The sequence below is a fragment of the Hutsoniella sourekii ATCC 700629 genome, from assembly GCF_000518205.1.
GTDB lineage: Bacteria > Bacillota > Bacilli > Lactobacillales > Aerococcaceae > Hutsoniella > Hutsoniella sourekii.
Map to the genome: position 1 here is coordinate 1 of NZ_JADD01000028.1, position 22,669 is coordinate 22,669.

The 22,669-nt window shown below is 39.4% G+C and carries 22 protein-coding genes and 1 riboswitch; of the genes, 3 read left to right on the forward strand and 19 right to left on the reverse strand.

Translation table 11 applies throughout. The annotated features are described in order from the left end of the window. The coding region (locus T408_RS0107240) for an IS3 family transposase (RefSeq protein WP_028119340.1) at nt 1–259 on the forward strand (259 nt) is incomplete at its 5' end. A 121-nt stretch (nt 260–380) separates the two neighbouring features. On the opposite strand, the gene T408_RS0107245 is transcribed toward T408_RS0107240, so the two are convergent. The 5 genes from T408_RS0107245 to lysA all read right to left on the reverse strand — a co-directional run bounded on the left by T408_RS0107245 (nt 381) and on the right by lysA (nt 5,773). Beyond that, nucleotides 381–1,673, reverse strand: a complete 1,293-nt coding sequence (locus T408_RS0107245; RefSeq protein ID WP_407635821.1) for a peptidase U32 family protein — start codon at nt 1,671–1,673, stop codon at nt 381–383. A 13-nt stretch (nt 1,674–1,686) separates the two neighbouring features. Beyond that, nucleotides 1,687–2,607 carry a peptidase U32 family protein gene (locus T408_RS0107250; RefSeq protein ID WP_028119342.1) on the reverse strand — a complete coding sequence of 307 codons (921 nt, stop codon included), beginning with the start codon at nt 2,605–2,607 and terminating at the stop codon, nt 1,687–1,689. A gap of 165 nt (nt 2,608–2,772) precedes the next feature. Further along, complete coding sequence (gene dapB / locus T408_RS0107255) at nt 2,773–3,552, reverse strand: 4-hydroxy-tetrahydrodipicolinate reductase (RefSeq protein WP_028119343.1); 780 nt, start codon at nt 3,550–3,552, stop codon at nt 2,773–2,775. Between the two features lie 13 nt (nt 3,553–3,565). Continuing rightward, nucleotides 3,566–4,459, reverse strand: coding sequence for a 4-hydroxy-tetrahydrodipicolinate synthase (dapA, locus tag T408_RS0107260; protein WP_028119344.1), 894 nt, complete (start codon nt 4,457–4,459; stop codon nt 3,566–3,568). Nucleotides 4,460–4,477: 18 nt separating this feature from the next. Continuing rightward, nucleotides 4,478–5,773 carry a diaminopimelate decarboxylase gene (gene lysA, locus T408_RS0107265; RefSeq protein ID WP_028119345.1) on the reverse strand — a complete coding sequence of 432 codons (1,296 nt, stop codon included), beginning with the start codon at nt 5,771–5,773 and terminating at the stop codon, nt 4,478–4,480. Nucleotides 5,774–5,857: 84 nt separating this feature from the next. Then, a riboswitch (Lysine riboswitch) is annotated at nt 5,858–6,011 on the reverse strand. 130 nt (nt 6,012–6,141) lie between these two features. On the opposite strand from lysA, the gene T408_RS0107270 reads away from it, so the two are divergent. Then, nucleotides 6,142–7,131 carry an aspartate-semialdehyde dehydrogenase gene (locus T408_RS0107270; protein WP_028119346.1) on the forward strand — a complete coding sequence of 330 codons (990 nt, stop codon included), beginning with the start codon at nt 6,142–6,144 and terminating at the stop codon, nt 7,129–7,131. A 121-nt stretch (nt 7,132–7,252) separates the two neighbouring features. Here the strand turns inward: T408_RS0107270 and T408_RS0107275 are convergent, their stop codons facing one another. From T408_RS0107275 to T408_RS0107330, 12 genes are all read right to left on the reverse strand, one after another. Continuing rightward, nucleotides 7,253–7,564 carry a HesB/YadR/YfhF family protein gene (locus tag T408_RS0107275; RefSeq protein ID WP_028119347.1) on the reverse strand — a complete coding sequence of 104 codons (312 nt, stop codon included), beginning with the start codon at nt 7,562–7,564 and terminating at the stop codon, nt 7,253–7,255. 82 nt (nt 7,565–7,646) lie between these two features. Next, nucleotides 7,647–8,276: a response regulator gene (locus T408_RS0107280; RefSeq protein ID WP_028119348.1), complete on the reverse strand. Its 630-nt coding sequence runs from the start codon at nt 8,274–8,276 to the stop codon at nt 7,647–7,649. Further along, entirely contained in the window at nt 8,269–9,348 is a 1,080-nt protein-coding gene (locus tag T408_RS11165; protein ID WP_035420365.1) for a sensor histidine kinase, read from the reverse strand. The genes T408_RS0107280 and T408_RS11165 overlap by 8 nt, the downstream gene beginning before the upstream one ends. After that, nucleotides 9,345–9,782, reverse strand: a complete 438-nt coding sequence (gene liaF, locus T408_RS12150; RefSeq protein WP_169730306.1) for a cell wall-active antibiotics response protein LiaF — start codon at nt 9,780–9,782, stop codon at nt 9,345–9,347. Before liaF ends, T408_RS11165 begins: the two co-directional genes overlap by 4 nt. Nucleotides 9,783–10,307: 525 nt before the next feature. Next, nucleotides 10,308–10,787, reverse strand: coding sequence for a transcription elongation factor GreA (gene greA / locus T408_RS0107295; protein ID WP_028119349.1), 480 nt, complete (start codon nt 10,785–10,787; stop codon nt 10,308–10,310). A gap of 19 nt (nt 10,788–10,806) precedes the next feature. After that, nucleotides 10,807–11,421, reverse strand: coding sequence for a uridine kinase (gene udk, locus T408_RS0107300; protein ID WP_235731629.1), 615 nt, complete (start codon nt 11,419–11,421; stop codon nt 10,807–10,809). An 83-nt stretch (nt 11,422–11,504) separates the two neighbouring features. Continuing rightward, a complete protein-coding gene (gene mltG, locus T408_RS0107305; RefSeq protein WP_028119351.1) occupies nt 11,505–12,713 on the reverse strand; it encodes an endolytic transglycosylase MltG in 1,209 nt (402 codons plus the stop codon). 156 nt (nt 12,714–12,869) lie between these two features. Beyond that, nucleotides 12,870–13,196 (reverse strand): DUF1292 domain-containing protein, encoded by a 327-nt coding sequence (locus tag T408_RS0107310; protein WP_028119352.1) that lies wholly within the window; start codon nt 13,194–13,196, stop codon nt 12,870–12,872. A 15-nt stretch (nt 13,197–13,211) separates the two neighbouring features. Next, nucleotides 13,212–13,658 (reverse strand): Holliday junction resolvase RuvX, encoded by a 447-nt coding sequence (ruvX, locus tag T408_RS0107315; RefSeq protein WP_028119353.1) that lies wholly within the window; start codon nt 13,656–13,658, stop codon nt 13,212–13,214. Then, nucleotides 13,655–13,918, reverse strand: a complete 264-nt coding sequence (locus tag T408_RS0107320; protein WP_028119354.1) for an IreB family regulatory phosphoprotein — start codon at nt 13,916–13,918, stop codon at nt 13,655–13,657. The genes ruvX and T408_RS0107320 overlap by 4 nt, the downstream gene beginning before the upstream one ends. A 97-nt stretch (nt 13,919–14,015) precedes the next feature. Continuing rightward, nucleotides 14,016–16,667 carry an alanine--tRNA ligase gene (gene alaS, locus T408_RS0107325; RefSeq protein ID WP_028119355.1) on the reverse strand — a complete coding sequence of 884 codons (2,652 nt, stop codon included), beginning with the start codon at nt 16,665–16,667 and terminating at the stop codon, nt 14,016–14,018. A 255-nt stretch (nt 16,668–16,922) separates the two neighbouring features. Then, entirely contained in the window at nt 16,923–17,735 is an 813-nt protein-coding gene (locus T408_RS0107330; RefSeq protein ID WP_051444838.1) for a Cof-type HAD-IIB family hydrolase, read from the reverse strand. Nucleotides 17,736–17,868: 133 nt separating this feature from the next. On the opposite strand from T408_RS0107330, the gene T408_RS0107335 reads away from it, so the two are divergent. Continuing rightward, nucleotides 17,869–18,828 (forward strand): diacylglycerol/lipid kinase family protein, encoded by a 960-nt coding sequence (locus T408_RS0107335; RefSeq protein ID WP_028119357.1) that lies wholly within the window; start codon nt 17,869–17,871, stop codon nt 18,826–18,828. 143 nt (nt 18,829–18,971) lie between these two features. Here the strand turns inward: T408_RS0107335 and recD2 are convergent, their stop codons facing one another. Both recD2 and mnmA read right to left on the reverse strand, forming a co-directional pair. Further along, nucleotides 18,972–21,437, reverse strand: a complete 2,466-nt coding sequence (recD2, locus tag T408_RS0107340) for an SF1B family DNA helicase RecD2 (RefSeq protein WP_028119358.1) — start codon at nt 21,435–21,437, stop codon at nt 18,972–18,974. A 96-nt stretch (nt 21,438–21,533) separates the two neighbouring features. Beyond that, complete coding sequence (gene mnmA / locus T408_RS0107345) at nt 21,534–22,661, reverse strand: tRNA 2-thiouridine(34) synthase MnmA (RefSeq protein ID WP_028119359.1); 1,128 nt, start codon at nt 22,659–22,661, stop codon at nt 21,534–21,536. Nucleotides 22,662–22,669: the final 8 nt, after the last annotated feature.

Here is a 22,669-nt window from a genome sequence, read left to right on the forward strand (position 1 = left end):
GACTGATAAATTAAAGGATAATAAGATATATCAGAGTATGTCCCGCAAGGGAAATTGCTTAGATAACGCAGCCATGGAAAATTTCTTCGGTCTACTTAAGCAAGAAATGTACTATGGAGAAGAAAGAGTCTCATTTGACGAACTCGAGAAAAGAATCAATAATTATATTCACTACTATAATCACAAGCGAGTTAAACAAAAATTGAGTGGCCTATCTCCAGTTGATTACCGAAAACAGGACACTCAATACGTTGCCTAAGTATTCAATTATAAACTCCAACTTTTGGGGGTCACATCACAGAAGCTGATTTATGAGCCACTGATCGTTGGTCTATTCTATTTTATGGTATGACTGAGATAAAGAAGTCTTGCTTAGTCAATTAAACGCTTGCCTTAGATCGTTTAATGCGCAATTTCTTAACACGGCTGACTTTTTCTCTTCGAATCATATCATGAGCCTTAACGGGTTGGTCTACCTTCATGGTAATAATTTGCATTGGGTGACGGGCAACCTCAATCGATTGACCCTCTTCATCAATGATTTCTTCAATGACTTGTTGGAAATGGCGCATACCTGGTCCATAAAATTCGACCGTATCTCCGACAGCGAAGCGGTTGCGCTCTTGAATGGTGGCAATTTGGGTCACTGGATCATAATCCAATACTTCGCCAACAAACTGATAAGCTGGGATTCGTCTTCTTTCGCCAAATAACTGCTCATTTTCACTTGGGGCACCGTAGTAGAAGCCAGTTGCCAACTCACGTTGAGCCGCCTTCCATAATTCATCAATCCATTCTTGTTGGACCTGATAATTTTCTGGGTCTGCCATATAGGTATCAATCGCCTTACGGTAGACATTAACTACTGTGGAAACATAGTGAATCGACTTCATTCGACCTTCAATCTTCAATGAATCAATGCCATTTTCAACAATATCAGGAATATGATTAATCATCGACATATCTACAGCAGACATCGAAAAAGGTTCATCAGTATCCAAGCCAACTTCTCCCTTGCCTACCATTTCTCTTTGACCGAGTACCGGCATATCAAATAAACCATATTGCCAACGGCAAGATTGGCAACAACCACCCCGGTTGGCATCCCGATTAGCCATGTGATTAGATAAGGTACAACGACCTGAATAAGAAATACACATAGCTCCATGGATGAAGGCTTCGATTTCAACGGAAGTTTTGTCATTAATTTCTGCTACTTCAGCCATAGAAACTTCTCGACCTAGAACACAACGGGTCAGGCCAGCTTCCTGCCAGAAATTTAAGGTTTCATAATTGACAGCTGACTGTTGAGTTGATAAATGCATCTCTAAACCTGGGGCCTCTGTAGCACAAATTTGCATTAAAGCCGGATCAGAAATAATTACCGCATCAATTCCAATATCTCGAACCTTTCGGAAAAATTCTCCAGCTCCTTTTTCATTACCTTCATGAGTCACCATATTAGAAGCCAAGTAAACCTTACGGTCTCTGGCGTGAGCAAACTCTACAGCTTCAGCCATCTCATCAAAATCAAAATTTCCAGCTCGACTTCTTAAACCATAAGCATCGCCACCAATATAACAAGCATCGGCACCGTAATGAATGGCAATTTTTAATTTTTCTAGCGTCCCAGCAGGTGCTAGTAGTTCAGGTGCTTTCAATGTTTTTGCCAATATATTCACTCCCCTATTGTACAGTCTCTCTATCATACTCAAAGAATCCCAATGATAAATCACGGTTATTGGGATGAAGTTGTTTAACCTTTTCATTCAATTGTTCCAACTGGGTATTAGTTAGATGATCACTGGTTATTAAGTCTCTGGCTTCACCAAAACATCGAGCGATTTCAACAAAATTTTGCCCAGGACAGTAGATCCCATCTAAATACCATTTATCAATAGCTATTTGATGTAACTTCTCCAATTCAGTCATCAAATTAAGATCATTATTAGCAAAAATATGAGTGCCATGACTATCCTGGAAGATAGAATAGTGCGTATCATCTTCTTTAGGCACAGATAAGTTTAAATCATGTTCAGATAATTCACTTAAATCCTTACCAATGAAATTAAAATAATTATCCAATAACCGACGGCCACTTTGATGGATACAAGATGCGCCATAAACTTGATAAATCAGTGGCAATTGACTACCGGCAGCCATATCTATTAACTCCACATAAGGGACTTCCATAGCTACTTTAGCCATAACAGCACCATACTTAGCCCAAAAATTCACTTGGCCAGAAGAAGTAACTAGAACTGACGCATCGTAAATATAAGGCATGGAATATTCTTCTTCTTTTAAAATTTGGATTAAGCCGGTATCCCCTACCACTAATAGATCAGCACCAGTAGCCTTAGCCTTTTTTAAGAAATCTCGGGCACGGTTGATCTTGTCATTATGGAGAATAGCGCTAGCGTCAATAGCGACCTTTTTATCTTTGGAATGAGCTATCTCTACCAACTCTCCCATTTCTTCAAAAGACAAATAACCTGGCAAGCGCAAGCCGTAATCGGCTTCCCCGACCACCAGACAGTCAACTCCTGCCTCTAACAGGGCTAAACCTTGCTCAAGTGACTCAGCTGTTGCAATCAACTCAATCATTTGTTGGTTTCCTTCTCTCTATTTAAAATATACTGATCCATTATATCATTAATCAAATCACTTGACACAAATTTTAAAGAATTCAATTAAATAAAAAAACAACCTCCTTAATTTCATCAAGAAGGTTGCACTTTGGATACTATGAAATAAACTGAATAACATTTTTTAAAGATTCAAAACATCTTCCATACTGTAAATACCAGGTACTTGTCCTTGAATTAAAAACTCGGCAGCCTGAATAGCCCCCTTGACAAATAACTGCTTGGAGCCTGCTCGATGAGTCACTTCTAGTACTTCCTCATTGTTAGCAAAAAGAACTGTATGCTCACCAACAATATCACCCGCTCGAACCGCATGGATACCAATTTCTTGGTGGGAACGCTCATCGCCTAAACCTTCACGTCCATGTACAGGCTGAGTTTCATCATTAATTGCTTCCTGGGCTGCCTTAAGCAACATAACTGCCGTCCCACTGGGCGCATCCTTCTTGTGACGGTGATGCTTTTCGATTAGTTCAATATCATAACCAAGGGGATAAAGTGTCTGGCTCAGGCTCTTAACCAACTGGGTCATTACTGTGACGCCAATGCTAGTATTGTGGGTATCAACAATAGCTACCTTCTGGGCAGCTTCTTTGATGAGCTGGATTTGCTCTTCACTTTGACCCGTGGTTGCAAGCATAATTGGCAGGTTCATTTCTTGAACAAAGTTCATGAGCCCCTCTGTTAAACTGGCATGTGAAAAATCAATCACAACATCTGCCTTAATCTCTTGATTTTGCTTAAAGTAGCGGGTCATCTCTGAAAAATCATTAAACACTGGATAAGCAAGGTCATGATGTGCTTCTTCTTGAAAAGCAGCCACTAACTCATGGTCACTCGTTTCAATAAAACGGGCAACCTCTTGCCCCATTGCCCCACTTAAACCAATTAAGATAACTTTCATATATGGTAACCTCCTAAGCTTGGTAACGATCGGATAATTGATCCAAATAGGCATCCAGTACTCGACAGGATTCTTCACTAGGAGGAGTTAGAGGAAGGCGATAACTGTTAGCACACCATCCTAAACGATGAACCAAGTACTTAACTGGAATTGGATTCACTTCAATAAATAAATCCCGATTGATTGCTTCCAATTCCTGATTTAAGCGACCGGCTTCCATTCCTTGGCCGTCCAAGTGATACTGGCATAATTGATGAATTTCTCTTGGCATCACATTAGCTGTCACAGAGATCGTTCCTTGTCCACCCATGACCATAATTTCATGAGTAAGATCATCATTACCGGAATAGACAGCAAAGTCTTCAGGCGTCTCTTGAATCACTTGGCGGGTAAAATCTAGATCGCCAGTCGCATCCTTAAGCCCTACGATATTAGGATGCTTAGCTAGTTCAACAATTTGATCCACTGTTAATTGACAACCGGTACGACCGGGTACATGATAAAGAATAATCGGTGTCTTGACCGAATCGGCAATCGCTTCAAAGTGCTCAATCATACCGCGATAAGAGGCCTTGTTGTAATAAGGCGTTACAATTAGTAGACCATTCACTCCCGCATTCTCAGCTTGTTGACTGAGACGGATCGAATGCCGGGTATCATTAATCCCCGTTCCTCCAATAACCGGAATTCGTCCATCTACATGATCCACGGCAAACTTAATTAAATTAATTTGCTCTTCATCGGTTAAGGTCGACCCTTCCCCTGTTGTTCCAGTAATAATCAGTGCATCCGTTTGATTATCTAAATGAAAATCAAGCAGTTTTTCAAAAGCTACCCAATCAATCTCACGTGTGTTTTCTACAAATGGTGTCACTAGCGCCACACCCGAACCTTGATAAATTGTCATCCTTATTCCTCCTAATATTTAAATATGATTAGCTATGAGATCAGCAAAACTTTGTCTTTTAACCGTTTCAACTATTTGGTCATCTTGGACATGGATCATGGCTGGTTTAGGGATTTGGTTATAATTTGATGCCATTGTATAGTTATAGGCTCCAGTCCCATTAACTAAGAGCAAGTCCCCGCATTTAGCTTGAGGTAGCTTTATATTTTCGATGATCTTGTCACCAGATTCACAGGCCTTGCCTGCAACGGTATAAGTTTTCGCTAGGGGCTGGTCAGCTTTATTTACAAGCATGGCTTCATATTCCGCTTGGTAGAGAGCTGGGCGAATATTGTCGTTCATACTACCATCTATAAAAATATAATTCACCCCACCCAGAGTTTCTTTCAGGTCTCCAACCTTATAAAGAGTTGACCCAGAGGCATTCACTAAACTTCGACCCGGCTCAAAAGTTACTTTCTGTAAATTCAAGCCCTTGTCGGTGCTTTCTTGATTAATAAATTCTATTAATTCAGGTAAAAATTCAGGCACATCGAAAGGTTGGTCTCCTTCACTATAGTAAACGCCAAAGCCACCTCCGAAGTTTAATTCTTCTACTCGAATATCGAGCTTTTTCTCAACTTGATGGGCAAAATCAATCATCACTAAAGCGGCTTTTTTAAATGAATCTCCATCAAATATTTGACTACCGATATGGGAATGAAAACCAACTAAACTTAGACCTGGAGCTTGATAAATATCGTTAATAATCGACATAATATTAGGATCATGAATATTCTCACCAAACTTGGAGCTATCATTGGCTGTGGCAATATACTCATGCGTATGGGCATTGATGCCTGGATTGAGTCTTAGAAGGACTCGCTGGGCTGGTAATTGCAACTGCTCAACCAAGTCATTGATTCGTTGGGCTTCTTGGCGGTTATCAATAACGATGGTACCAACTCCAGAGTGAAGTGCATACTCTAATTCAGAATCAAGTTTGTTATTGCCGTGAAAATACATCTTGGCCGGATCAACTCCACCTGTCAGCCCCGTATAAATTTCTCCTTGGCTCACCACATCTTGACCAATATCCAGTTCCTTAATCAAACGGGCGATTGCCAGAGTTAATAAAGACTTGGAAGCAAATAGAATTTCAGTTTGAAAGTAATCGGTTTGGATGGCTTTTTTATAAGCTTGAACTCTCTCGCGAAAACTTACCTCGTCAAAAATATACAAGGGGGTTCCGAATTGTTCGGCAATATCTTGATAAGAGTAGTGACGATGGTAAAGTTTTCCATCTCTAATTTCTTGATAGTTTTCTAATTTCATGGCAACTCCTTAAAAAAATAATAAAAGCTAACGAACAAAAGGTTCGCTAGCTCATCATTGAGAGTCTATTTTCCTTTTGCCCCAGCTATTGATTGCACTTTGACTAGGGTTGGGCAACCCTAGTCAACAGTGACTGACTTATTTAGCCAGCCCCCAATGCTCCAACGAACATTTCGGCGAAATCCCCTTTCAATTGCGTATGCAATTTACTATTGTCATTCGCGCCTCGCACAATATCCTATGTAAACTTAATATAACACATTAAATGGCAAAGTCAAACAATCCTATTCATAAAAGTCTAGTTTTTTTAATTGACTTTTCATTATTTTAACAGTAACTTATTAGATATATGAAATGGAGGAGAAGTCATGTCAAAAAAATATAATGTTGCTGTTGTCGGAGCTAGCGGCGTTGTTGGTTCAACAATTGTCAAAGTCTTAGAGGAACGCAATTTCCCTGTAGCGGAACTCTCATTATTTGCATCTAAACGCTCGGCTGGTAAAACCTTACCGTTCAAGGGACAAGATATTCCTATCCAGGAATTAACGGAAGATTCCTTGAAATCACCTATTGAAATTGCTATTTTCTCAGCTGGCGGGGAAACGTCCAAGCACTATGCACCGATTGCTGCAGCCAATGGGGTCACTGTTATTGATAACTCATCTCAATGGCGGATGGATCCCGACAAGAAATTAGTGGTACCAGAAGTTAATCCTCAAGTCTTGACCGCAAATGACAAAATCATTGCCAATCCTAATTGTTCAACCATTCAATCAGTTGTACCCTTGAAACCTCTAATTGATAAGTACGGAATTAAACGAATTGTTTACAATACCTATCAAGCTGTTTCTGGGGCAGGTAAAGCAGGAATTGATGACCTTGAAAACCATACAACCAACAACTTCCAATACCCGATCCATGAAACGGTAATTCCTCAAATAGATGTCTTCCTTGAATCTGGATATACCAAGGAAGAGCAAAAAATGATTGATGAAACCCATAAAATTCTTGGAGATGACTCCATTGGAATAACTGCTACCGCCGTTCGTGTACCTATCAAAACTTCTCATGGGGTGTCAATTAATCTAGAGTTGAAAAAAGATTTCGATCTAGATGAAATTAGACAGGAGCTTGCAGCTATACCCGGTGTCATCATTGTTGATGATATTGCTAACAATAAATACCCGCTCCAATCTGAAGCAGCTAATACGGATAATGTTTATATCGGTCGAATTCGCAGAGATACATCTGTTGAAAATGGTCTCAACCTATACGTGGTTGCTGATAATCTAAGAAAAGGCGCCGCTACAAACTCAGTTCAAATCGCTGAGACCCTAGTCAAAGAAGGACTCATTTAAAAGCCAAATGTTGACAAGAGCATCAGCTAAATAAAATAATATCAACAAATAAAACAGTTCCTAACCGGAAAGACCTAAAGGTCTAATCCAAGCAGGAACTGTTTTTACTTATTAACTGACCCTAATTGATGGCTTGACCATCCTTTAAATAAATGTACTTAGGCTCATCTAATTCTTCATCATAATCAACCATTAAGTCATGGCCATCAAAAAACCACAAGTCTGATTTCTCAATAAAAAAATACGGACCGGATTCAGCCTCGAACTTTGCACCCACTTCATTGGGAGTGTTAGGTTCTATAGCTAGTGCGTAACCTTGAGTCACCGGACTAGATCCATATATTTTAGTCTTGAAACGAATACCATTTCCTTCAGGCAATCCTACTTCTTCTTTAAACCATTCTAAGGCTCGAGGAGATACTTGTAATTTCATTTTTGCGCAGTTGTCACTGCTCCCACCTTTCATTGATCTCATTTTATTATATAGGAATAATGGACAAAATAAACGAACTTGCTTATACCAAGTGATGTTGATAGGCATAAATAGTTGCTTGAGTTCGGTCGGATACATTTAGTTTCGAAAGGATGTTGGATACATGAGTTTTCACTGTTTTTAAAGTTATAAATAATTCATCCGCTATTTCTTGATTGGATTTTCCTTGGGCAATCAATAGAAGGACTTCTAATTCTCTCTTGGTTAGATCATCATGGGGTTGAAGCTCTTTACTTTGATCTTTGTTAGCCAATAATTTTTTACTCACGGGTTCGGATATAACCTCTTCTCCCTGATAAGTGGATCGAATCGCTTCAGCAATTTGCTTTGCCGAGCTGGTTTTTAATAAATAAGATTTAGCGCCCGCTTCTAGAGCAGGATAGACTTTTTCATCATCAATAAAAGAGGTTATAATGATTATTTTTGCTTCAGGCCATTCAGCAAGAATTCGTTGGGTAGCTTCTATTCCATCCATGGTATCCATTACTAAATCCATTAATATAATATCTGGCTTTAATTCCAAGGCTAGGTGGTAACCATTGAGTCCATTACTAGCTTCCGCTACTACTTTAATATCCTTCTGGGAAGCTAAATACGCAGAAACTCCTAACCTTACCATTTCATGATCATCTACAATGAGTACTTTAATCAATCACTTCACCCTTTCTCACTTTGGGAATAGTTACTTGAATCGTTGTTCCTAAATTAGTCGCACTCTTTATGAGTAATTCACCACCTAAGGATTGACTACGCTCTCGTATATTAACCAGCCCATAATTACCTGATTCTTCTTGATTATTCGGATCAAAACCTTTACCGTTGTCAATGACTTGAAGAACCACACTATCCCCTTTATCCTTAAGCATTACTGCCAAGTGAGTCGCATCTGCATGACGTAAAGTGTTAGAAACCGCCTCTTGACTGATACGGAACAAGTGATCCTCAATACCACTCTCTAAGCTAATTGAATCAATATCCCAGTCAATACCAGCTTCAATCTTAGTCTCCAATTCCTGCAATAACTGAATCAAGCCTTCCTTCAGGCTACGATTATTTAATTCGATAGGACGTAAATGAAGTAAGAGCGCTCGCATTTCGGTTTGTGCTTTAGTGATTATTTTTTCTACAGCTTGTAATTGACTGTTTAATGATGGCAAATCCAAGGATTCACTAGCATCTAAGTCTTCATTAATAGCTGCTAGTAGCATCATACTAGCAAATAATTGTTGGGAGACGGAGTCATGGAGTTCCCTAGCAATTCGTTTACGTTCTTCCAGAATTATTTCTTCACGAGTGGATTCTCCGACAAATAAGGGCGCTGCTGAAAATTCTTGTAGATCAGCTGATAATTGAATCATTCTTGAGCGGAGTTCCTCAATAGCTAGATTGGCTAAATTATCACCATCATACCAATTAAGATCAATTTTATTATCAAAGATTGGGTGCTGATACTTACCATATTTCAACCAATTCAGTTTGGCAACAATCTCCTGGTAAGGCTCGTCCAATCGATAAGCTAAGTATAGAGAAAAAACCAAGCTAACACTTAAAATCAATGCAAGAATCCAAACCCAAAAAGCTTGTCCCAGCCAAAATTTCTTTAGGAAAATAAACCAGGAAATAACCTTTAATCCATCAATCAAACTAACTATTAAAATAAACAGGATAAGCAATTGAAAAGCCAATAACTTCCAAAAGATGGATAACCAAAGACGAAGATTCATAAAATAATCACCTCTAAGTCTCCCATTACTTGCGAAATAATTAACTTTACCCGTCGATTACGTTTAGAGTAATCGGGCTCTTGATAGCGTAAATTCTCTCCTAATAAGTCATAAATTTCCTGACCAATAGTGATTGAGCCCTTAATAGTACTAAAATTGATGGATAAGCCAATATCTTGAGAAAGGATAATTCGCGTACGACCGTAGACCTTTCTTATCATAATTACACTATCCCCTAGAGGTAATTGAAGGTCTCGCAGATCAATCAGTGTGTCTCCCCCAAGGAAGACCAAATTCATATCTTGCCACTCCAGGTCCTCTCCATGATAGCTAGCTTGTGTAATATTTTGACGACTAATCAACTGCCGTCTGGTCGATTGGGGCTCGATCAATACTGGATGAATATAATTCGGCTTTCTCACTTTATTAATCATCCGCCCTTCCCCGATATACATGAATTCATGCCCGTTTTCTGTTTGAAACAGCCAATAAAAACAAGTGACTCCAATCAGAAGGGGCCAAATACTTCGGGTCATCAGAGAAGACAAAATAATCAAAAAAATGGCTAAAGCTAAACATAGCCATCGTAAAAATTTGCGTTCGGTAAATAAGGATATAGCTAGTAAGACAAGTCCAGAAATAAAAATGATCAAGCCAATACTCGAATGACTCAATTCAAACAAATAAACAATAAATAATATCAGCAAGATAGAAAAGATATTATTCTTTAAACTTTTGAACATCAGTCATGATCCCTTCTAAAAACTAACCATCACCCAGATAAGTCAGACTCTCTTCTTCGTTCGATCATTATTCTAACATATATAAACAAGGATGGGAATTTTCAAACAATGGGATTAATTTCAAAAAACACCACTACTTTAGTCTCGCTGAATCTAAAGAGGCTTTCTCTATAGCGAGAATGACTAAAATAATGGTGTAAATTTATAATTAAAGAATTAAGCTTGCTCAACTTTGACAATTTTCACATCAAAGCCCCCACCAGGTGTTTCAATTGAGACGGTATCTCCAACTTTTTTGCCTATTAGGGCTTGAGCAATAGGTGAATCGTTGGAAATTTTGAATTCCATTGGATCTGCTTCAGCGCTACCAACAATGGTGTAGGTTTCTTCATCCCCATCAGGAACTTCCACAAAGGTCACCTTCCGTCCTAGAGAGACCTCATCTTTGGCTACATCTTTGTCATCGATAATCTCAGCAAAACGAATCATCGTCTCTAATTCTGAGATTCTACCTTCAACAAAAGCTTGCTCATCCTTAGCGGATTCATATTCTGAGTTTTCGGATAAATCACCAAAAGAACGAGCAATTTTAATTCGTTCAATAATCTCTTTACGTTTATTTACTTTTAAGTCTTCTAATTCCGCTTCTAATTTAGCTTTTCCATCTAGAGTCATCGGGTATACTTTTTGGTCCATAATAATTTCTCCTTTAATATTATTTGTTTAATAAACTGCTAATTTTAGTCGTCAGAAGATCAATCGCTACTTGATTGGATCCACCTTCTGGAACAATAATATCTGCATATCGTTTACAAGGCTCAATAAATTGATGATGCATCGGCTTGACTACTTGAATATATTGATCAATCACTGATTCAACACTTCGTCCACGCTCATTGATATCTCGCAAAATTCTGCGCGCCAAGCGGATATCATCATCTGTATCCACATAAATTTTGATGGCCATTAGATCACGAATCCTAGGATCATCTAAGACCAGAATTCCTTCAACAACAATGACCTCCTTGGCCTCTTGGTGATTGACTTCCTTACTGCGAGTATGCATGGCATAGTCATAAATTGGGATATCAATGGAATTTCCTGCTTGCAAGGCCAGGAGATGCTCATAAAACAAATCGTGATCAAAAGCAAAGGGATGATCATAATTGGTCTTTAATCGCTCAGAAAATTCTAAGTGATCTTGATTTTTGTAATAGGCATCTTGTTCAAGGTGCATAATCGACTCGCCTGCAAAATATTTCATTATTGCCTGAGTTACACTCGATTTTCCTGAACCAGATCCACCTGTCACTCCTATTATAATTGCCACTTCAATAACTCCTTTTTCTTAAATAAGTAGACGAGGCTTCGCTAAAAGCAAAACCTCATCTCAATTAATTTCTCAATTTTAATTTACGACTCGCCAGCCTCTGCTGTAGCACCACTTTCTTCAATGGAAGCTTCTTGGCTATTAAGTTTTTCCTGTCTTTGATTGACATATTTTTCAACCAAAGCATCATGTTCTTCAATGGTTGAGGAGTAATAGACTTCATTCGTATCAAGGTCAGCTACAAAGTAATAGTAGTCATTCCAGGTAGGATACAAGGCAGCAGTAATCGCTGTTAGTCCAGGGGTATTAACTGGACCAGGTGGCAATCCAGTATTTTGGTAGAGATTATAAGGAGATTCCACTTCTAAGTCATCATAAGTAACAAATTCTTTATGTTCTCCCAGAGCATAAAGGACGGTTACGTCACTTTGTAAGGGCATCTCTGCGGCTAAGCGATTATAAAAGACACCTGATACTAAACCACGGTCTTCTTCAGTGATGGCCTCTGCTTCAATAATAGAAGCTAGAGTTAATATTTGGTGATAGGTAAATTGACTGGTGGCTAAGTCATCTACTAACCCTTGATAGGTTAAGTTAGCTGCTTCTACCATCTTAGTGATTAATTCTTCGGCATTCATGCCAGCAAAATATTCATAAGTTGCTGGAAATAAATAACCCTCAAGAGGATACTTTAGGCCTTCAATTTCAAGTAAGCCATCCAAAAGACTAGGAAAAGCCCCTTGAAGTCGGCGAATAAAGTCTTGATCGTTGACCGTATTCATAAACTCTTCTTTACTGATGGCTGTATTCTCATCAACAAGGTTAGCAATATCTTCCAACTGCATTCCTTCAATTACCGTTAATTTAGTGTCAGCATCAACAAAAATCGGCTCACCACCGGCTTGCAGAGTTGACACAACTTGATCGGCTGGCATAGATGGATTAAATTGATAGTGACCGGCTTGTAACTCCTGATTATTATTGAACTTTAGATAATATGAAAATAATTTACCATTCTTTACGATCCCTTGCTCTTCCAAGATCTTAGCTATATCATTGGACGAACTACCGATTGGAATCGTAACTTCAATAGGTTGATTGTTATTTGGATTAACTGGTTGCAGGCTTGATCGTATGTATATACCACCCGCTAGAAGAAGAGAAAGCAATAAGACTAAGGAAACTAGTAAAATAATTTTTACAATACGATTGGTCCACAATCGCTCCTTAATGAATAGTTCTTCCTTATCATTAGCCTCTTCTCTTATTTTGTTCCATTTATTCTTATTCATAGCCACTCCTTAGTTAGTAGGAATTGCAGAAATTATATCAGAGTTTCCATATTTATGCTAGTTTTTTAGCTAAAAGCTGACCATTCATTGTTAACACATAAGAAAATCCGAAAGGTCCTCTTACCCGTCGGATTTATCTTATTAATTTATTTTAATTTAGAAAACACCATTATCTTCATCTTCGATGAAGGTATTTAAAACTTCTTCGACCATATCCCATTCTTCATCTGATTCGATGGGTTCAAGATCTCCCGATTCCCCATCTTCTGATTCAACATAGGCATAGGCTTGTAATTCTACATTTTCTTCATCCGCGGTTCCAGCGGGATAAAGCAAAACATAGTTTCTGTCATAGTCATTTGAATGAAAAGTAAATAAAACTTCATACAAGGTCTCATTATTATTTTCATCCACTAAGGTTAAATACTGTTTATCTTCATGATCATGATTATGATCATGTTCGTGGTTATGGTGATCAGACATCACTTACCTCCTCAATTAAATCCGATGATTACTAACTCGGTCTAAATAATTTTGTAAAATAATAACCGCTGCCAATTTATCTATCACTTGCTTACGTTTTTTCCGGGAGACATTTGCTTCCTGAATCAACATACGCTCTGCTTGAGAAGTGGTTAATCTCTCATCTTGATAAATAATATTTAAGTCCGGGTACAGTGCATGAAGACGTTGCCCATAGGCCTGCGAAGCTTCAGCCCTAGGCCCGAGGCTATTGTCCATATTTTTTGGCAGGCCAATGACAATTGTATCTACCGACTCAGATTCAATAATTTGACCCAGCCGGTCTAAGCCAAATTCTCCTGCTTCTTCATCAATAGTTAGAGTCTCCAAACCTTGGGCAGTCCATCCCATCAGATCACTAATAGCAATCCCTACCGTTCGACTTCCCACGTCTAAACCTAAGGTCCGCTTAAAACGACTCATTCTGATTCCTTATCGGTTAAGTAATACTCAACCAACTTCTCTAATATCTCGTCACGTTCATGTCGACGAATCAGATTTCTTGCTTCGTTATGACGGGGAATATAAGCAGGATCACCCGACAAAAGATAACCAACGATTTGATTAATTGGATCGTAACCCTTTTCTTCAAGGGCTCCGTAAACAATTTCTAAAGTTTCTCTAACTGTTCGTTTATTTAAATCATCTAACTTAAAGAGCATCGTTTCATCTAATGTTTTCATTTTTTCACCGAGCCTTTCCCTAATATCATACAACACCTGGATAAGTTTTCAAAGCAAAATTATCTAATAGGTAAATTGAATTCCTTTATAGAAGCTTTTATCCCTCAAGCAAACGACTAATCACTTCTGGCACTTCTTGGATCATTTCGCCAATCTTACTTGGGTCTTTACCTCCGGCTTGTGCCATTTGAGGACGGCCACCACCGCCTCCACCAACCATTTTGGCTAGCGGTTTAATAATATCCCCTGCTTTTAGACCTGCTTTGACTGTTTCATCATCCACAAATACAAGCAAACTAACCTTTTCTTCTTGACTTGAAGCAACAACAAAGATGTTAGAAGCTGCTTTTTGTCGCCATTGATCCCCTAAGTTTCTCAAATTCTCTTGACCTTGGTCAGATAATTGAGCAGCGATATAGGTGATGCCATCAACTTCATTTACTTGGTCAAATATTTCACCAGAAGCAGATTGAATAAGCTTTGCAGATAGCGATTCTACTTGAGATTGACTGGCTTTCAAATCAGCTTGCAATTGCTGGATTCGGGCTATAATTTGATCTTCTTGAGAAACTTTCAATTGCTCTTGAATATGGTGAACCAGACTTTCTTGCTGGCGGTAATAGTCAATGGCTGCTTGACCAGTCAAGGCTTCAATCCGACGAATACCCGCACCAATACCTGATTCATGTAATAGCTTGAAGGTGCCAATATCATGAGTATTTGACACATGAGTTCCCCCACAAAGTTCTATCGATTCATTGGCAATATTAACAACCCGAACAATATCACCATATTTCTCACCAAATAAGGCTTGCGCTCCCATAGCTTTGGCTTCATCTATCGGCATTTCAGTGGTAATGACGTCTGCTCCATTGGCAATCCACATATTAACGTATTCCTCAATTTGGCTGAGCTCTTCACTCGTAACCTTTCCAAAATGAGAAAAATCAAATCTGAGACGATCAGGGCCGACATAAGATCCAGCTTGGTTGGCATGACTACCTAAAATTGTTTTTAATCCTTGATGAAGCAGGTGAGTCGCTGTATGGTTTTGCTGGGTCTTCATCCGTGCAGAAGCATTTACCTCTAGTGTATAGGATTGATTCAAGTTCAAAGGCATGTCAATCGTTCGAACTTTATGCATGGCTTGACCATTTGGTGCTTGCTGGACATCTAATACTTCTGCAACCAAGTCATCACCATCGTAGATACCCCCAATATCAGCTACTTGTCCCCCTTTTTCGGCATAGAAAGGTGAGCGATTAAAGAAGACCCAGCCTTCTTGATGAGCATCTAGACGATCGACCTGTTCTTGTTGGTCAACCAGAGCCACCACAGAGGCATTGACCTGTAACTGATGATACCCTACAAATTCATAATCTGTATCTATATCCTGGAGAACCGTTGATTGGACGGTCATGGAATCCTCATTACTACGAGCAGACCGAGCCCGTTCACGTTGGGCTTCCATTTCCGTTTCAAATCCTGCCTGATCTACTGTAAAGCCGTTGTCTAAAGCGATTTCTTCTGTTAATTCCAACGGGAAACCATACGTATCGTAAAGTTGGAAGGCATCCTTGCCTGGGATCGTCTGCAGATTTTGACTCTTCAACTCATCAATAAGTTCTTTAAGTTGGTGTTCGCCTCCTTCAATAGTCTCATGGAAACGAGCTTCTTCCCCAGCGATAATATCTTGAACAAAGTCAGTGTTATCAATTAATTCTTGATAATAAGAACCCATAACACAACCTACTACAGGTACCAAGTTGCTAAGGAAGGGATCCGTAATTCCTAACTTACGACCATGCATGACACTTCGACGAATCAAGCGCCGTAATATGTAACCCCGCCCTTCATTGGAAGGAAGGGCTCCATCACTAATAGCAAATGAAACAGCCCGAATATGGTCGGCAATCACTTTAAAACTTACATCCAATTGGGGATCTTGACCATATTTAATGGTAGTCAATTCTTCAATCGCTTGGATAATCGGCATGAAGAGGTCCGTTTCAAAGTTTGTCTTGGTTTCTTGAATAACAGATACTAAACGTTCTAATCCCATCCCCGTATCAATATTTTTATGAGGAAGAGGCTCATAAGTATCATCAGGCATATGATTAAACTCAGAGAAAACCAAGTTCCATATCTCTAACCAACGTTCATTTTCACCAGAAGGATAAGACTCAGGATCATCCTCTGCTAGATCATTAAAAGCTTGTCCCCGATCATAATAAATCTCAGTATTAGGTCCACAAGGGCCCGCACCAATATCCCAGAAATTATCCTCATCAATTACCAGATGGTCATTGATAAAATTGGGAATAGATTCCCAAATTTCCTTTGTCTCTAAGTCCTCTGGGTAATAGGTCACGTACAACTTTTCTGGTTCAAAACCCAGCCACTTAGGATCAGTCAGAAATTCCCAAGCCCAATGAATGGCTTCTTCTTTAAAATAGTCACCAATTGAAAAATTACCTAACATTTCAAATAAAGTATGGTGGCGAGCGGTAACTCCTACATTTTCAATATCATTAGTTCGAATACTCTTTTGTGAATTAGTAATTCGTGGATTGTCAGGCACTTCTGTCCCATCAAAATATTTTTTCAAGGTCGCCACACCTGAATTGATCCACAATAAAGTGGGGTCATTAACTGGGATTAGTGAAGCACTTGGTCGAACTTTATGATTTTTCTCTTGAAAAAAATCCAAAAACTTTTGTCTTATTTGAGCACTTGTTAACTCTTTCATTCTACCTTCTCCTTATTCCAACAAAAAAATCGTTATATGTAAGGGCGAATCCGCGGTACCACCTTACTTATAACGATTACTGTCATTATATCTCTAATAATCATTAACGCTGATCAAACGCCTTATTTTCATAAAGACTAGCAAGAGGGAGCATCAACTCTCGTCCCTTTCACCACAAGGGGACGTCTCTGTAATCTGTGACATATCCTCTATTGCTAATAGTATACGAAATTCTTGTCAAATCGTCAATTAGATTCATTCAGTTGTCAGAAAGAATTTCTCAACAACTTGAACGACCCCACCTTCGTCATTGCTAGCTGTTACATAGTCACTTACTGCCTTTAATTGATCGGTAGCATTTCCCATGGCCACACCTAATCCTGCAAATTCAATCATCTCCGTATCATTATTACCATCCCCAACAGCTACCACTTGATCTGCTGATAGATTCAAGTGATCAATTAGAAAATTCAGGGCAGCTCCCTTGGAAACATCCTTATGAATTAATTCTAAAAAGAATGGCTTAGAGGTTGTAACCCGAATCGTATCTCTAAAGCTACCCCCTAACTCCTCTTCGACACGCTTAACAATCGCAGGGTCACCGACTCCCATAAATTTCATCACTGGATGGTCCAAAGTATCAAAATAATTAGAATCATGCCGACCAGGCATGCCGGTTAATTGGGATTCAACCATGGAATAATCATTTTCAAAATCCATGATCACTTGATGACCTTCATAGGTGATCGCTGATAGGTTGTTATCTCTTAAATATTGAATCAATGGCCCTTGGTCTTCAACGGCAATCGGTTGACTATAGAGAATTTCTTCGTCCTTTAACCGAACCACGACGCCTCCATTGAACCCCAGGCAATAAGAATCATATTCATCTAATTTTAGTTGTTTTGAAACTTGGATCACTGATTCAATCGGTCGACCACTCGCTAGAACCAATTGATAACCAGCATCTTGAAACTGAATCAAAGCATCAAACGTCCGGTCTGATACTTCATGATGAGAATTTAATAGGGTATCGTCAATATCAAGCACTAACATTTTGTAAGACATAATCGGTCTCCTTTGAAGCGTTTTATTCTATTATAGAATAGTCTCTTGTAAAACTCAAAGGTTAGTCAAAACTTGGACAATAATTAATGAAAGGGTATAATTAACCTAAACATCAAAAGATAGGAGGGAAGTTATGACCAATCGAGTCCATATCATTTGCCACCCTCAAGCAGGTAATGGCCAAGGATTAAAAGTACTACAAGAAGCCATCAAAATTTTAGATAGTTTTCAGATGCAATTTTTGGTCTACCAGACTGATTATGCTTCTCATGCTGAGTTATTAACCCGCCAAGTCGTCTTAGCCCCCCATCAAGACTACCAAGACTACATGCTAGTAATAGGAGGAGATGGAACGCTTCATGAAGTTGTTGAAGCTCTTCAAAGTCTACAGTTAGATATCCCTATCACCTACCTACCCGCTGGAAAGGGCAATGATTTTGCCTATAACTACTTACAGGGTTATACGCTAAGGGAAATCATTGAGGCGATGATCTTCCAAAGGGAAGCCCAATATTTGTCAATTTTTCATTACCAGGAACATCATCAAAATACTCAAGGCATTATCTTAAATAATTTAGGCTTTGGCTTTGATGCCATTGTCAATCAGTCTACTCAAGACTTGATCAATCGACTTCCGGATTTTTTGGGAAACTACTTAATTCGTAAGAAGTATGCCTATAAATTATCCACACTACTCAACCTAACTAAGATCCCTTATTTTCATGTGAGTTTAGCGGTGGATGGAGCACCCTCCATACAACTTCAAGATATTTCCTTGATTGGCATTATGAACCAACCTTCCGTAGGCGGTGGGATGGTGCTACATGATCAAGTTTATGCTCGAAATGAAGAAATTGCTGTTGTTGTTTACCAGGGCATCGATAAGCAAGCCGTCCGTGATATTCTTCCCCGCGTTACAAAAAACCAAAACCAGCATCAATCTCCTTATATTCACCTATTTAAAGGTCAGTCAATCGATTTGCAAGTGAAATCTCCGATCTTAGGTCAAATGGATGGGGAAGTGATTAATCCACTTGATTATGACTATCACGTTTGGTTAGGCTCTCAAGCTTTTTACCTGCCCAGTAATTAGTACGATTATGCAATTAAGAACTTTCTATTGAATTTTGCAAAAATAAAGCTACCAAGGTTGAAGCTCTTCACTCGAGTGTTCAACTTTGGTAGTTTTTTTAGTTATGGGCTTCTAAGGGCCTTTGTAAGTCAGTATTACGACTATCACGACTCATTTAAATAAACCCCTTCCATTCCAATCATGGGATCGATGGTCAAATAATTATTAGGAGTCAAAATTAAGCGTTTACTGGAAGATCTAGCTTCAATATTCTCAGCCTTTGGATTATTGATTATGTCATTATTAGGAGATGCTAAGGTATCCAAAATAATCGTTTCATCTTGATTTTGGGTGTTTTTTTCAAAAGCTGGCTTGCTTGAGCTCTTCAATTCTAGGCCTGCTTGAGTCCGCAAGAGATCGCAGAGATTGGTCTTTCTTGAAGTATTTATATTGCTTGCTGCTATTTGAAAGCTTTCCGGATCCCCAATCATTACCAAGCTTTTCTGAGCCCGAGTCACAGCCGTATATAGGATGTCTTGTCTAAGTAACCTTGAATAGCGGTCAACAAGGGGGAGGATCACTAAGTCATATTCACTCCCCTGAGCCTTATGGATGGAGGTACAATAGGCCAATGTCAGCTGATCTAAATCAGATGGTTTATAAGACAATTCACTCTCATCAAACAGAACCCTTACTTCATCTGTCAGATTACCATCTTCTCCCTTATAAACGATGGAATGAATGTAGCCAATATCTCCATTATATACGCCATCATCAGCATTATTAACTAATTGAAGAACCTTATCTCCTGTTCGAAAAATGGTCTCAAAATGCTTAACTTCTCGCTTTGAGCTACTAGGAGGATTTAGTAAGTCCTGGAGAATCGTATTAAGTTGAGTGATACCTGCCGGCCCCTTATACTTGGGAGCTAATACTTGCAAAGTGCTGGAATCAAAGGATTTGTTTCGAGCAAATTCAACAATTTTTTGGACCACTCTTGGAATTTGCTGGCTTGGTGCAGGGATAAAGGTGCGATCTGATTTTTTTTCAAGGAAATTTTTGGGCAAGGATCCTTGGCGAATTTGATGGGCTAGTTGGATAATTGTCGAATTCTGTGCTTGCCGGTATATTTCCGTTAATGTAATGGTAGGAATCACTTGGGAATCAATCAAATCTTTGAATACTTGCCCAGGTCCTACTGAAGGGAGTTGGTCCTGGTCACCGACAAATACGACTTGCATGTGAGGTGGTATTGATTGCATCAACCAATGCATCAGCCAAGTGTCAACCATAGACATTTCATCTACGACTAGCAAGCTTCCTTCTAATTCATTGCCATGAAATTCATCTACTAATGATTCACGGTTAAATCCAATTAAACGATGGATCGTTGAAGCTTCTAGTCCTGTAGTTTCTTGCATTCTTTTTGCTGCTCTGCCTGTTGGAGCTGCTAGTAAAATAGGATTATTTTCAGGATGTTTACTGATATCCTCTCTGTCTAACTCATGGAGGAGTAGATGGGCTTCGATAATTCCACGAATAAGGGTGGTCTTGCCGGTACCTGGACCTCCTGTGATAATTGACATCGGAGATTGGATAGCTAGTTTAATCGCTTCTCTTTGTCGGCTATCATACTGGATACCCATGATGGTATTCACGTCATCAATAACTTGGTCAATTTCCTTTTCTTCAAAGCGGTCGACGTCTTCATAACTTAAATATTGGTCGATTAATCTTGCTGCTCCTAACTCAGCAAAATATAGACTAGGGATCATGAGTCCCTGGTCTATTTGGTAGATGATTTCCAAACTGAGAGCCCGATCTTTGGCTGCTTGAAGCTGATCATCTTGAATGAGCTCATGACGACTTTGTTCCAATAACTGACGCGCATGATCCAAGGCCATCTGAACTTCCATATAAGTATCCCCTTGGCGGTTGGACCATTCACTGATAGCGGAATAAATGCCCGCCATGATGCGTTCTGGCGCACTTGCATCCATTCCCAATCTTTCAGCTAATTGATCAGCCTTATTGAAGCCAATGCCCTCTATTTTTTGAACCAAGTCATAAGGATTTTCTTTGATCGCTTCGATCGTGCCACTTTCATAACAATGATAAATTTTTTCAGCTAAACGCGGACCAAAACCCCACTCATTTAATTGCATAAATATTCGCTCTGTTCCGCGATGAGCCCGTAATTCCTCGTGAAGGTCATCGGCCACTTTCTTACTCAATCCGGGAATTGGATAAAGAACTGTCGCATCCCCGATAATCTGATCGATTACATTCATACCAAGCTCACCAACAATGCGCTCGGCCAGTACCGGTCCAATTCCCTTGAAACGATCACTGGATAAGTAATCAATTAAACCTTGCTCACTCGTCGGCTCAATTTGCTGATATCTTGAGACAGAAAATTGATCGCCATATTTAGGATGATGGTTCAGTTGACCGTAAAATTCATACATTGTATCCAAGTGTAAGCTAGCGAACTGACCCGTAATAACAATCTCATCGTCAACAAACAAATTATCCTCGTCCTCTTCCACAAAAATTCGGACAACTTTATAAAAATTTGACGGATTTTCAAAGTATACTGCTAACACTTCACCGATAATCTTTGCTTCCAAATGATACCTCCTCTCCCAAATCTTGCTGGGGCCCCTCCCGTGATACACGTTAAAAAAGTTCCATGCTAACTATCATTTTAGCATAGAACTCTTTGATTATTTATAATTTCTTTCCTGACCTTCATAGTATGCCGCGTCAATTAAGCCACCACCTAGACACTCTTGGTCTTGGTAGAAAACAACCGCTTGACCTGGCGTAATCGCACGGAATGGCTCATCCAATACAACTTTGGCCTTTGTTTGATCATCATTTAAATGAACAGTGACAGGTACATCTTTTTGCCGGTAGCGGAACTTCGCTGTACATTTAAATACTTGTGGCATTGGTTGATCTTGAGTGAAATTCAAGTCGCTAGCAGTGAGGCTGTCGGCGTATAAATTGGGGTGGTGATAGCCTTGACCCACATATAGCGTTTGACTAGTTAAATCTTTCCCGACAACAAACCAGGGCTCGTTAGAGCCACCTTTACTACCACCAATCCCTAAACCATGTCTTTGGCCAATTGTATAATACATGAGACCCATATGTTCACCCATGACTTCTCCATCGAGCGTTTTCATTTGGCCGGGTTGGTTAGGCAGGTAATTAGATAGAAATTCATTGAAATCTCTTTCTCCTATAAAACAAATACCGGTAGAATCTTTTTTCTTGGCAGTGGCTAAGCCAGCCTTTTGGGCGATTTCTCTAACTTGTGATTTCTCAAGATGTCCCAGAGGAAATAGCGCTTTTTGCAGCTGTTGTTGAGACAGTTGGCTTAGGAAGTAGGTCTGATCTTTATTATCGTCCACTCCGCGTAGAAGATGAACTTGATCTTGATCGTCTCTTACTACCTGAGCATAATGCCCCATCGCTACATAATCCGCTCCTAAATCCAGTGCATAATCTAGAAATGCTTTAAACTTAATTTCCTTGTTGCACATCACATCAGGGTTAGGTGTACGCCCTTTTTGGTATTCGGATAAGAAATATTGGAAGACACGATCCCAGTACTCTTTTTCAAAATTAACAGAGTAGTAGGGAATGCCAATTTGTTCTGCTACGAGAGCCACATCTTGATAATCTTCGGTTGCCGTACAAACTCCAAATTCGTCAGTGTCGTCCCAGTTCTTCATGAATAGGCCGACAACATCATAACCCGCTTCTTTTAGTAGTAAGGCGGCCACCGATGAATCGACACCTCCACTCATGCCAAGAACCACTCGGGTTTGACTATTATCTTTCATAGAATCCC